Below are 11,968 nucleotides of genomic sequence, written 5' to 3'. Positions count from 1 at the left end.
CCACACTCATTTCACATCTCTAATTAGTAAAACAAAAAAACGCCTACTTTTCCATTATTATTTTCCTATTAATACAATTTAAAAAGCAGAGGAGAAAAAATCCCTCTGCTTACAATATTATTGTAACACCTTAATTTTCACCTGTTTTCTTCCCCAAGAGTCTGCTTGTGATTCCGTTGGCATAAGAACATCGATACGATATCCTTTAATTGCTCCGCCCGTATCGCCAGCAACTGCATATCCGTATCCTTCCACCCATACTCTTGTTCCAAGAGGAATAATATTCGGGTCTACTGCAATTAGTTTCATATTGGGATTTGCCTTATAATTATAACCACCTGCACTTACGCCTTCGCAGCCTCCGCAGTACGGAGAATATGCCGTTGCTTGTACATAAAATTCTTTGACAGCTACACCTTCTCCATCACCCAAAGTATTCTCCTCTTCTTCTTTGGTACCAACAGCTACAATACGATTTTTTTCTTCTTGTGCCACTTCTTCTTTTTGCAAGTTTCTTGAGACTTCATTTCCGTCCTCTTTTATAACCTCAAATATTTTCTTCTTTTTTCCTTCTATTCCTTCTTGAATCACTTTTTCAGTTCCTTTTAGGAGTGAAGAATCTTCTTGTCTCACTTCCGTAAAAGGAATTGGCTCTTCCACTGCATCGCTGACTTTTTCTACTCGAATCACTTTGACCTTCATATTTTGTTGCATCACTTCCTGCAAAGCGGGTTCTATTTTATCCATTTCACTTAGTGACACTTGTTGTTCTTTCAAAAAGTCAGCGACAGTAGTCGAAGTTGACCATACTTGCTGCTCCTGGCCGCCAACATGTAATGTAACTGGGAATGCTTTTTGAATCATGACTTTTTTCGTATCCTCTAAATCTGTATGCAAGTTAGGATATATTTTATCATGTTCATTAATTTCAATATGTTCTTCTACTAACAAATCCTTTACTGTCTTTACGGTTGATTGTACTTGTTTCTCTTTCCCATCCACCATAATCGTAAATGGTCTCGCTTTTTCTACAATTACCTTCATTTCACCATTAATTTTTGTAGAAAGTGCTGGATATATATGATCTTTTTTTGTTACTTGAATTCCTTCGTCTTGTAACAACTCACTTACAGTATTTGCATGCGTATAAATTTCTTGTTTCTTTCCATCTACTTCAACAACTATTTTGTCCGTTGTCCCTGCATAAGCTACGGTCCCAACAGATCCTGAAATAATTAATGCACTTGTAACTCTCACTGCTAATTTTTTGCCCGCTTCTAACCTGGATAATAAGTTCCTTGCATTTACAATCACAATAAAGTGCCCCCTTTGTCCCTGTCTAGATCAGAATTACTGAATCTCATTCTCCTACTCTTTCAAGTAGTATTACTCATCTGAAGATAAACATAGGTGAAGGAAGAAAAAGTGAGAGGAGGAATTCCTCCTCTACTTCTCATTATTGAATGCCGAATAGTCTTTTTGCATTTTCTGTTGTTTTTACTGCTACTTCTTCATAAGATAGTCCTTTTAAATTTGCAATTTCCTCCGCAACAAGCTTTACGTAGCTTGGTTCATTTCGTTTGCCACGAAACGGATGAGGAGTTAAATACGGACAATCTGTTTCGATTAAAAGTTGTTCCATTGGAATTTCCATCGCAACTTCTTTTGGCTTCTTTGCATTTTTAAAAGTTACTGGCCCACCTAATGAAATAAGGAAATTCATATCAATACACTGTTTTGCTACTTCAACACTACCGCTAAAACAATGCATAATTCCTCCTACTTCAGATGCGTTTTCTTCTTTTAAAATATCTACGATGTCTTGCGTTGCATCGCGATTATGTATGATGATTGGTAATTTCACCTTTCTCGCTAGTCTAATCTGTTTACGAAATACTTCCTTTTGCACATCCTTTGGAGATTTGTCCCAGTGATAATCTAAGCCCATTTCACCAAGTGCAACAACTTTTGGATGATTTGCTAATTCTTCTAACCATTTTAGATGCTCTTCTGTCATATCGATTGCATCAACAGGATGCCAACCAACAGCTGCATAAATAAAGTCATATGTTTCTGCTAATTCAATTGCCTTTTTAATTGTCCCTTCATCAAAGCCAACCACAACTGTATAAGAAACGCCAGCTTCTTTCATTCTTGCAATTACTTCCTGTAAATCCTCTTCAAATTGTTCTGCATTTAAATGTGAATGTGTATCAAACAACATAACAATAACTCCTTTTATTTGAAATAAATTCTATCATAGGTAAAAATTACTTTCCTAACAACGTAATAACAACCATATTACAATTTTGATACAAAAAAGGAAATTTTAGAAAGATTTTCGACAAGAAAAAAGATGCTTCACGAATGTTACACGTGAAACATCTCTCATTTTGTCATTATTACTTAATTTTTGTACCATTTGGTAAGTTTTGGTCGACTGTTGCTAACGATAATTTTCCGTTTTCTTCGCCTGCCAAAATCATACCTTGTGATAACTCACCACGTAATTTTACTGGCTTTAAGTTTGTAACACAAATGACCTTTTTCCCTCTTAATTCTTCTGGAGAATAAAATTTGGCAATTCCAGATACGACTTGTCTTTTTTCTGTACCTAAATCAAGTTGTATCTTTAACAACTTATCTGCTTTTTTCACAGGTTCTGCATCTAACACTTCTGCTACACGTAGATCTACTTTAAAGAAATCATCAATTGTAATTTCTTCTACCTCTGGCTCCGCTTCTTTCTTTTCTTCTACTTTTGGAGCAGAGCTCTTCATTTGTTCTTTAATATATTCCACTTCTACTTCTACTTCTAAACGCGGGAATACAGGCTGCCCCTTAGCAACTTTGGTACCAGTTGGAATACAACCAATTGCAGAAAGGCTATTCCAAGTTTTATATTCTTCATCTGTAATTCCAATTTGTTCAAAGATTTTTCCTGGTGTTTCTGTTAAAAATGGCATTAACATAATCGCTGTTTGACGAAGTGCTTCTGCAAGATGCGCCATAACAGAAGCGAGTTTCTCACGATCACTTTCATCTTTGGCTAATACCCATGGTTGTGTTTCATCGATATATTTATTTGTACGACTAACAAATTGCCAAATTGTACTTAGTGCCACCGAAAACTCCATGTTTTCCATTGAAGCTTCTACTTTTTGCAATGTATCTTTTGCAAATGTTACTAAAGCTTCATCAAATTCTGTTACATTTGCTTTGTAAGCTGGAATTTCGCCGCCAAAATACTTATCAATCATTGCTACTGTACGATTTAATAGGTTCCCCAAATCATTCGCAAGGTCGAAATTAATACGCTCAACAAATCCTTCTGGTGTAAATACTCCATCTGATCCAAATGGTACTTCACGAAGTAGATAGTAACGAAGTGCATCTAAGCCGTAGCGATCAATTAATGTGACAGGATCTACTACATTCCCTTTTGATTTACTCATTTTTCCATCTTTCATTAAAATCCAACCATGCGCAAACACTTTTTTCGGAAGTGGTAAATCAAGGGCCATTAAAATGATTGGCCAATAAATTGTATGGAAACGAACAATTTCTTTTCCTACTAAATGCACATCTGCTGGCCAATACTTTTTATACTTTTCTTCATTCGCTGTTCCATAGCCTAATGCCGTAATATAGTTAGATAATGCATCTACCCATACGTAAATAACATGCTTCGGATTACCCGGCACACGGACACCCCAGTCAAAAGAAGTACGAGAAACAGCTAAATCTTCTAATCCTGGTTTAATAAAATTATTAATCATTTCATTTTTGCGTGATTCCGGTTGAATGAAGTGTGGATTATCTTCATAAAACTTTAATAGTCGATCTACATATTTCCCCATTCTAAAGAAATATGATTCTTCACGAACAAGTTCTACTGCATGACCACTATCTGGGCTCTTTCCACCAATTACTTTTCCATTTTCCATCACTGGATCAACAAGTTGATGCTCTGTATAGAATGTTTCATCTTGTACAGAATACCAACCTTCATATTCATCAAGATAAATATCACCTTGGTCAACAAGTTGCTTAAAGATTTTTTCTACAACTTCTTTATGACGATCTTCTGTTGTACGGATAAAATCATCATAAGAAATATCCATTTTATTCCATAAATCTTTGATTCCTGCTACAATATTATCGACATAAGCTTGCGGTGTAACATTTAATTCTTCTGCTTTTTTTTGAATCTTTTGTCCATGTTCATCAGTGCCTGTTAAATAGTAAACGTCATATCCTTGCATACGTTTATAGCGTGCCATCGCATCTCCCGCTACCGTCGTATAAGCATGTCCGATGTGAAGCTTTCCACTTGGATAATAAATCGGAGTTGTAATATAAAAGGTCTTATTTTCCTCTGTCATTGTTTTGAACCTCCCAAATGACCTCATATGTATTTATAAACAGTATATCAAAAACTCACGTATAAAAACGAGTGAATGCTCTATATCTTTATCATCTATTACTCATATTAAGAAAAAATATACATTTTAGCACCTCAGAATTGTCGATAAAATTAAGATAATAAAACAAATCTCTCTATACATCTATTATTTTTTAGTATATATAATAAGTAGATGCGAAAATCTACAAAACTTTTATAAATTTTACAATTAAGGAATTGACGGAAATGTCAATGATTGGTATCATATGTGCATAGGGTATTTTGTCGAAAAATGACGAATTAAAATAGATGTACAAACTTGCAAAATATGAGGAGGAGAAACAAATATGAAATCTACTGGTATCGTTCGTAAAGTTGATGAATTAGGCCGCGTTGTAATTCCAATTGAATTACGCCGCACACTAGGTATTGCAGAAAAGGATGCTCTTGAAATCTATGTTGATGATGAGAAGATTATCTTAAAAAAATATAAGCCAAACATGACTTGCCAAGTAACTGGTGAAGTTTCTGATAGTAACCTTTCATTAGCTGAAGGTAAAATCATTTTAAGCCCAGAAGGCGCAGAACAAATCTTAAAAGAGTTACAACAATTCATCGCAGCAGCAAAATAAAAGCTTCTCTATTAGAGAAGCTTTTATTTTTTAAACATGGTATGCTTGATATACATCCCGTTTCGACATATTTCGATCTTTTGCAACCATTTTAATTGCTTCTTTAGAAGAAAGACCTTTCTCCTCTATGTAGTATTCGACATGTCCCTCAACAGTTAACGTTTCCCACCACACTTCTTCATCTGCCGCTTCTTCCGTAGAACCTTCTACTAGAACACAAAATTCTCCACGTACTTCATTTTCCTTTGCCCAATGAATAACTTCCTCTAAGGAACCACGAATAAATTCTTCAAATTTCTTCGTAAGCTCGCGACACAATGCAACATTTCTATTCCCTAACACATCTTTCATAGAAATTAATGTTTCTCCTAATCGATGTGGCGCTTCGTAAAACATCATTGTATTTGGAATATAACGCAACTTCTCCAATTCTGCTTTACGCTCTTTTTTATGTCTCTGTAAAAATCCATAGAAATAAAAGTGCTTTGTCTCTAATCCAGATGCAATTAATGCTGTAAGCGCAGCATTTGGACCAGGAAGGGGCACAACTGAATACTGCTGCGCTACTGCCTGTACAACGATGTCATAACCAGGATCCGAGATACACGGCATACCTGCGTCACTAACAAGTGCTACCGTTTTTCCTTGGTCTAACATATCTAAAATTTTTCGACCACTCACTTCTTTATTATGTTCATGATAACTCATTACTGGTGTTTCAATTTCAAAATAATTACATAGTTTTTTCGTTTGCCTTGTATCTTCTGCTGCAATAAAGTCTGCTTCTTTTAATATACGAATCGCGCGAAATGTCATGTCTTCTAAATTTCCAATTGGAGTTGGAACTAAATATAATGTTCCTCTCTCATTCATCTGAAAGCTTTTTTGCTGCCACATAATAGTCTCCTTTTTGTATATACTCATCTTTTTGTTTCCGTTTTAACTGTTTAAAACGATATTCTGCCTGCATTGCAGTCCTTTTTTCTTCATAAGTTTCAAAATATTTTAACCTAACAGGACGCCTTGCTCTTGTATAGCGGGCTCCTTTTCCGCTATTATGAGCTTCAATTCGCTTCTCTAAATGGTTTGTATATCCCGCATAGTAGCTCCCATCAACGCATTCAACAACATAAAAATAATGCCTATTCTGCTCCATATAAAATCGTGTTCATTTCTTTCGTATATTCGTTATTATCTTCATATACAAAAAGGGGTGGCAAAATTTTCAAATCAGCATTCCCATCTTTAATACCTTCAATTAATAACGTATTGGCTTCTTTACCTACTTTTGGATATACAAATTGGAGGCGTTTTGGTTCAATTTTATATTTTCGCATAAGTGTTACAATATCAAGTAAACGACCAGGACGATGTACAAAGGCAACCTTCCCTCCCTGCTTAACAAGTTGGCTGCTAACACGCACAACATCTTCTAGCGTACACATAATTTCGTGACGAGCAATCGCTAAATGCTCATTTAAATTCTGTTCAGACGGTTTTGGTGTTTGAAAGTATGGCGGATTACATGTAACAGCATCAAACTGATGTCGGCCTATTTGCTCTGGCATATCCTTTAAATCACCGTGAATAAGCCGTATTCTCTCTTCTAAATCATTATATTGAACACTTCTAACACCCATGTTGTAAATACGCTCTTGTATTTCAACCCCCGTAATCCTTCCTTTCGTACGGGAACTTAATAAAAGGGGAATCACTGCATTTCCTGTGCACAAATCTAATATATTTCCTTTCTGAATCGGCATCCACGCAAAATTCGCCAGTAGCACTGCATCTAATGAAAAATTAAATACTGACGGACTTTGAATAATTTTCATATCTTTTGATAGTAAATAATCTAAACGTTCATCTCCATATAACTGCATATATTTCTTTCCTTCCTTATCATTCAAGCTTATTTTAACAGACGTTAAGACAATCTATGCCCTGATCTACTTTACTTATATTTTGGGTATATGTACAAAAAATTACCTTTCCAATTTATTGGAAAGGTAATTTTATTTTTTATTTAAAAATGATAAACAGAATAAACAATCCCCTTCTTTACGTACACTTCCATAATGCAAATTGCAAATATGAAAACCTTCTTGATACAGGCGTGCCAAATTATCATATCCTTCACCGATATCTATTTTAGGCTTTATCTCTTTCCGTTTAGTCGACTTTTGTTTCTGCTTATTCTGAACTTCTTCAAAACGATTTCGCAAATTTTCATTTTCCATTTTAATATGTTGGTTTTCTTCAAGTAGCTCTGCGAGATGCTGCTTTAATTCTCCCAACTGTTTATAGAGATGTCCAATTTGCTCTTCCATACTGGAAACTGCTGCAAAAATATCTTTTTTCTCCACAAGCACCCACCTCATTAATCTGTGGTTTGACTCGAAACGACCCCTTTATTTATTAATTCATCTAACGTATATTCTACTATCCGTTCCTTGTCTACTAATTCCACTTGAATTAATCTTTCTAAAATATTTAATCCGATTACACGACCAAGACCATGCGGTGTTTGTATCTTTTCATCTAAATCTGGAAGCTGTTCTTTTGCTGCTTCATATTCATCATTTTCATATTTTAAACAACACATCAGTCGACCACATAACCCAGAGATTTTCGCAGGGTTTAACGATAAATTTTGATCTTTTGCCATTTTAATGGATACAGGTTCAAAATCCCCTAAAAAAGTAGAACAGCACAGCATTCGGCCGCATGGACCAATACCGCCAAGCATTTTTGCTTCATCACGAACACCAATCTGTCTTAACTCGATTCTTGTCCGAAAGATAGCTGCTAAGTCTTTTACAAGCTCACGAAAATCAATACGACCGTCCGCCGTAAAATAAAAAATAACCTTATTGCGATCAAATGTATATTCCACGTCAACAAGTTTCATATCAAGATCATGCTCGATCACTTTCTGCTGGCAAACTTGATATGCTTCTTTTGCTGCGCGTTTATTTTCCTCAACAATTGTACGATCACTTTCATCTGCGATACGAATGACTTTCTTTAGTGGTAGTACAACATCATTTTCATCGACTTGTTTCTTAGTGATGACAACTTTCCCATATTCGATTCCCCGTACTGTTTCCACGATCGCAAATTCATTTTCCGAGATATCAAATTGATTTGGGTCAAAGTAATACACTTTTCCGGCCTTCTTAAAACGAACACCTACTACATCATACAAACGGTCATCCCTCCTGCAACCGCAACACTAACTGCTCGAACACAAGCTGCGCATTTACATTAGCGTTGATTCTATTTTTTGCTTCTAATATATTGAAAAGAGCCGATACAATGCGCTTTTGAGAATAGGAAAAAGATTGGAATAACCCTTTTTGGTCCTGAAAAACTAGACGATCTTCTTCTCCCAATTGAACATATAATAAATCCTTATAAATAAGGAGCAACATATCTAATCCTAACTGTAATTGTTCTTTCTCTCCAAAATGCTTCACCCACTTCTCCTGTACAAAAAAAAGAGACGTGGTATCTTTCTCTAGGGCTTCACATAATTTTATCACTAAAGTTCGTGCTTGTGCAAACCATTCATCACCGCAAAACGATAACGCCTCATCAAAACTATTTGTAAGTTCAGCCGCAAGATTTCCTAAAGAAACACTTACTTCTTCTCTTTCTAATCGGTTTACCAGGGCATCTTTTGGAAGAGGTCGAAATGTAACAATTTGACATCGTGATAAAATGGTACTTAAAATTTGATGGCTTTGCTCAGTTAACAAAATAGCCGTTGTATCACTGCTCGGTTCTTCTAAAAATTTAAGCAATGTATTCGCGGCATTTGTCGTCATCTTATCTGCATGCTCAATAATATATATTTTTTTAGTTGCTTCTAGACCCGTTTTAGAAAATTCTTCTTGTAATTCATTGATTTGCTGTTTCTTAATTGATAATCCATCTGGTGTAACGGTATATACGTTTGGGTGATTGCCCGAATGAATACGCCGGCAATTCGTACATGTATGACAAGGCTCTACACCATTTCTCTGCAAACAAAGAAAACTTTTCGCCATTTGCACAGCTGTTTCAAGCTTCCCTGTTCCTTTTGGCCCTTCTAACAAATAAGCGTGGGATATACGCTCTTTTGCAATACTATTCATTAACATTTTTACACCAATGGGTTGTATAAGAGACAGTTGTTCCCACGTCTTCGTCATGTTTCATACCTCACTTTTTATACTTTCTTCTATTATAACAACTTTTGTTCAATAAGCTGAGTAACTTCTTCTACAACGGCTTCCATTGGTTGATCTGCATTTACAACGACAATGCGATCTGCAAATCGATCTACTAATTGTAAATATCCTTCATGAACACGTTTATGAAATTCGATACTTTCTAAATCTAAGCGATTTACTTCTCTATTACCATCTTTTCTAATGCGTTCTAAGCCAACCTCTGGCTCAATATCTAAATAGATTGTAATATCCGGCATACAATCTTCTGTCGCAAAACGATTAATCTCAAATACTTTATCAACACCCAGACCTCTTGCATATCCTTGATAAGCAAGGGAGCTATCAATAAAACGATCGCATATTACAATATAATTATCTTCTAATGCTGGCATGACTTTTTCTACTAGATGTTGTCTGCGTGCTGCAGCATATAATAATGCTTCTGTACGTGCTTCCATCATTGTATGTTCTTTTTTATGTAAAATGGTACGAATTTCTTCTGAAATCTTAATACCGCCTGGTTCGCGTGTTGCCACTACTTTTTGTTCCTTCTTCTCAAAATACGGCAATAATTTTGTAATTAATGTAGATTTTCCTGATCCTTCTGGTCCTTCAATTGTTACAAACAATCCCTTCATCTATAAAAACCTCTTTCTCTATATATCATATACAGTAATATTTTTTGGATTTCCTTGAAAACGTGCGCCGCTCTCTTCTAAATAAGAAATTTGATTTATATGCTCTGACGTAATTTTTTCTCCATACATGAGCAATGGGATTCCTGGTGGATACGGTATAATCATATCGGCCGCAATCATACCTAACGCCTCTTCTAAAGGTATAACTTTCTTCTTATACTTCTCCAATTCCTTATATGTAAATGCCAAAGAAGATAAATTTTCTTTATCAGGATAACGAATACACAGCCCAGTATCTTCTACATCATATGAGCATAGTGCACTTTGTAGCCTATCGATTACTTTTATATAATCCTCATTTACTTGGAGCGGTAAGATAAGTAAAACATTATAGGGATCTGCCATTTCAACATACATACCGATTTCTTCAAATACATGTTGCAATTCATATCCAGAGAGCTTACACCGTGTTTGTACGGTTACTTTTAATACATCTTGTATTGGGTAGTCTAAAACAGCAAGTTGTGGAATACGATGTAACACTTGACGAAACTGCTCAGTAAATGCAGCAAGTTCCTTACATCCTTCTTCTTTTATCTTCGCTAATGCAAAACGAGCTATATCTAATGAAGCCATTATTGGATAAGATGGACTACTAGATTGCAATATATTTAAATAAGAAGAAACTTTTTCTTCATCCACGATAGAACTATTTATATGTAAATATGAACCCATTGTCATTGCTGGTAGCGTTTTATGTGCCGAATGGACAACAATATCAGCTCCATATGCAAGCGCCGATTTGGGAAAAGGTTCTCCAACACAAAAATGCGCTCCATGCGCCTCATCTACTAAAACAGGAATACGATGTGCATGTGCTAATGTAATGCTCTTTTCTAAATCTACGCCCATACCATAGTAATTTGGATGCGTTAAAATAAGAGCTTTCGCTTGCGGATATTTTTGAATTGCAGCTTCAATCACTTCATAAGGAACACCAACAGGTACACCATATTCTTCATCAATCCACGGCTCTAGAAAGACAGGACGTGCTCCAGCTAATTTAAGACCATTCATAATGGATTTATGAGCATTTCTTTGTACAAGAACGGTATCATGTTCATTACAGCATGCTAACAGCATAGCTAAATTTCCAACCGTTGAACCATTAATTAAAAAATAGCTTTTTTGTACTTCATATAACCCCGCTAATAATTGTTGCGCTTCTTCTATACATTCAAATGGACTATGAAGATCATCAAGTCCAGTAAGCTCTGTTACGTCAATAGAAAGTATATCATGAAAATACTCCTGTGCTTCATGTGGAAAATTCGTTCCATTTTTATGACCTGGAACGTGAAAGGATACTGGTTTCTTACTTGCAAAAGTTTTTAATGCTTCATATAAGGGCATTTTTCTTTGATCCATACTCACTCTTCCTTACTATTCATTCTCTCTACATTATACCGGGATTAAAAAAAAAAATAATAGGCATATCTGCCTATTTTCTAACGCAATACTTGTATTTTCCGCAGTTGTTGTAAATAAAACATATACTTCGGATCATTTGTACTTGTTTCTATCATTTCTCGCTCGCATGATTCACATATGAAATTCCTATACAAATGAATTCCACTATCCTTCTTATGCTCACATACAATACAAATCTCTTCTTTTGTAGTAACAGATCCCATATATTCGCCTAGTTATCGTAGTCTATCTAACCATCATTATATAAAACTAGACAAACGATAATTAAGCCTTTCCTCCCCTCTATACGAAATGAAACAATACATTTATAAGCGTTAACATTTTTTAAAAATATATACATCCTTTACACTTTTAGTGTATGAATCATTTCTAGGCGAAGTGTCTGTCTGAGAAATAGTTGAATTAACCTGCCCTTATAGGCGACATCCCATCTATTTCTTAAAAAGTAAATCTTACTATCCGAGAATAGCGGAGTATAAATAAAAAGACGAGTCCAATGACTCGTCTTTCGTTTGCCTGGCAACGTCCTACTCTCACAGGGACAAAGTCCCAACTACCATCGGCGCTAGAGAGCTTAACTTCCGT

The 11,968-nt window shown here is 35.5% G+C and carries 13 protein-coding genes; 1 reads left to right on the top strand and 12 read right to left on the bottom strand.

Annotation, left to right across the window (positions count from 1 at the left end; all coding sequences use genetic code 11):
• Positions 1-117: 117 nt before the first annotated feature.
• The 3 genes from ACFQZ1_RS05295 to metG all read right to left on the bottom strand — a co-directional run bounded on the left by ACFQZ1_RS05295 (position 118) and on the right by metG (position 4,385).
• A complete protein-coding gene (locus ACFQZ1_RS05295) occupies positions 118-1,314 on the bottom strand; it encodes a resuscitation-promoting factor (protein WP_377881066.1) in 1,197 nt (398 codons plus the stop codon).
• Positions 1,315-1,456: 142 nt separating this feature from the next.
• On the bottom strand, positions 1,457-2,224 hold the full coding sequence (locus ACFQZ1_RS05290; RefSeq protein ID WP_377881065.1) for a TatD family hydrolase: 768 nt from the start codon (positions 2,222-2,224) through the stop codon (positions 1,457-1,459).
• Between the two features lie 178 nt (positions 2,225-2,402).
• A complete protein-coding gene (metG, locus tag ACFQZ1_RS05285) occupies positions 2,403-4,385 on the bottom strand; it encodes a methionine--tRNA ligase (RefSeq protein ID WP_377881064.1) in 1,983 nt (660 codons plus the stop codon).
• Between the two features lie 367 nt (positions 4,386-4,752).
• On the opposite strand from metG, the gene ACFQZ1_RS05280 reads away from it, so the two are divergent.
• The gene (locus tag ACFQZ1_RS05280) at positions 4,753-5,037 is read left to right on the top strand and encodes a transition state genes transcriptional regulator AbrB (protein WP_098305010.1); all 285 of its coding nucleotides are present in this window, start codon (positions 4,753-4,755) and stop codon (positions 5,035-5,037) included.
• Between the two features lie 30 nt (positions 5,038-5,067).
• Here the strand turns inward: ACFQZ1_RS05280 and rsmI are convergent, their stop codons facing one another.
• The 9 genes from rsmI to ACFQZ1_RS05235 all read right to left on the bottom strand — a co-directional run bounded on the left by rsmI (position 5,068) and on the right by ACFQZ1_RS05235 (position 11,586).
• The gene (gene rsmI / locus ACFQZ1_RS05275) at positions 5,068-5,934 is read right to left on the bottom strand and encodes a 16S rRNA (cytidine(1402)-2'-O)-methyltransferase (protein ID WP_377881063.1); all 867 of its coding nucleotides are present in this window, start codon (positions 5,932-5,934) and stop codon (positions 5,068-5,070) included.
• Positions 5,903-6,193: a GIY-YIG nuclease family protein gene (locus tag ACFQZ1_RS05270; RefSeq protein WP_377881062.1), complete on the bottom strand. Its 291-nt coding sequence runs from the start codon at positions 6,191-6,193 to the stop codon at positions 5,903-5,905. The genes rsmI and ACFQZ1_RS05270 overlap by 32 nt, the downstream gene beginning before the upstream one ends.
• Entirely contained in the window at positions 6,180-6,920 is a 741-nt protein-coding gene (locus tag ACFQZ1_RS05265) for a tRNA1(Val) (adenine(37)-N6)-methyltransferase (RefSeq protein WP_377881061.1), read from the bottom strand. Before ACFQZ1_RS05265 ends, ACFQZ1_RS05270 begins: the two co-directional genes overlap by 14 nt.
• A 132-nt stretch (positions 6,921-7,052) precedes the next feature.
• On the bottom strand, positions 7,053-7,403 hold the full coding sequence (yabA, locus tag ACFQZ1_RS05260) for a DNA replication initiation control protein YabA (RefSeq protein WP_377881060.1): 351 nt from the start codon (positions 7,401-7,403) through the stop codon (positions 7,053-7,055).
• Between the two features lie 14 nt (positions 7,404-7,417).
• The gene (locus ACFQZ1_RS05255; RefSeq protein WP_377881059.1) at positions 7,418-8,245 is read right to left on the bottom strand and encodes a PSP1 domain-containing protein; all 828 of its coding nucleotides are present in this window, start codon (positions 8,243-8,245) and stop codon (positions 7,418-7,420) included.
• 4 nt (positions 8,246-8,249) lie between these two features.
• Positions 8,250-9,233 carry a DNA polymerase III subunit delta' gene (gene holB, locus ACFQZ1_RS05250; protein WP_377881058.1) on the bottom strand — a complete coding sequence of 328 codons (984 nt, stop codon included), beginning with the start codon at positions 9,231-9,233 and terminating at the stop codon, positions 8,250-8,252.
• Between the two features lie 32 nt (positions 9,234-9,265).
• Complete coding sequence (tmk, locus tag ACFQZ1_RS05245; protein WP_377881057.1) at positions 9,266-9,892, bottom strand: dTMP kinase; 627 nt, start codon at positions 9,890-9,892, stop codon at positions 9,266-9,268.
• Between the two features lie 18 nt (positions 9,893-9,910).
• Positions 9,911-11,320 (bottom strand): aminotransferase class I/II-fold pyridoxal phosphate-dependent enzyme, encoded by a 1,410-nt coding sequence (locus ACFQZ1_RS05240; RefSeq protein WP_377881056.1) that lies wholly within the window; start codon positions 11,318-11,320, stop codon positions 9,911-9,913.
• Positions 11,321-11,400: 80 nt separating this feature from the next.
• A complete protein-coding gene (locus tag ACFQZ1_RS05235) occupies positions 11,401-11,586 on the bottom strand; it encodes a sigma factor G inhibitor Gin (RefSeq protein WP_377881055.1) in 186 nt (61 codons plus the stop codon).
• Between the last annotated feature and the right edge of the window lie 382 nt (positions 11,587-11,968).

Origin of the sequence: Bacillus sp. CGMCC 1.60114 (genome assembly GCF_042676365.1) — a bacterium.
GTDB classification, from domain to species: Bacteria; Bacillota; Bacilli; order Bacillales; family Bacillaceae_G; genus Bacillus_A; species Bacillus_A rhizoplanae_A.
The sequence above is the reverse complement of the archived record's forward strand: the minus strand, read 5'-3'. Positions and strand labels throughout refer to the sequence as shown.

Excerpts from the sequence above, each read along its gene's own strand:
- ACFQZ1_RS05290 (WP_377881065.1), bottom strand. The coding sequence starts at position 2,224 with ATGTTGTTTGATACACATTCACATTTAAATGCAGAACAATTTGAAGAG.
- metG (WP_377881064.1), bottom strand. The coding sequence starts at position 4,385 with ATGACAGAGGAAAATAAGACCTTTTATATTACAACTCCGATTTATTAT.
- ACFQZ1_RS05280 (WP_098305010.1), top strand. The coding sequence starts at position 4,753 with ATGAAATCTACTGGTATCGTTCGTAAAGTTGATGAATTAGGCCGCGTT.
- rsmI (WP_377881063.1), bottom strand. The coding sequence starts at position 5,934 with ATGTGGCAGCAAAAAAGCTTTCAGATGAATGAGAGAGGAACATTATAT.
- ACFQZ1_RS05270 (WP_377881062.1), bottom strand. The coding sequence starts at position 6,193 with ATGGAGCAGAATAGGCATTATTTTTATGTTGTTGAATGCGTTGATGGG.
- ACFQZ1_RS05265 (WP_377881061.1), bottom strand. The coding sequence starts at position 6,920 with ATGCAGTTATATGGAGATGAACGTTTAGATTATTTACTATCAAAAGAT.
- holB (WP_377881058.1), bottom strand. The coding sequence starts at position 9,233 with ATGACGAAGACGTGGGAACAACTGTCTCTTATACAACCCATTGGTGTA.
- tmk (WP_377881057.1), bottom strand. The coding sequence starts at position 9,892 with ATGAAGGGATTGTTTGTAACAATTGAAGGACCAGAAGGATCAGGAAAA.
- ACFQZ1_RS05240 (WP_377881056.1), bottom strand. The coding sequence starts at position 11,320 with ATGGATCAAAGAAAAATGCCCTTATATGAAGCATTAAAAACTTTTGCA.
- ACFQZ1_RS05235 (WP_377881055.1), bottom strand. The coding sequence starts at position 11,586 with ATGGGATCTGTTACTACAAAAGAAGAGATTTGTATTGTATGTGAGCAT.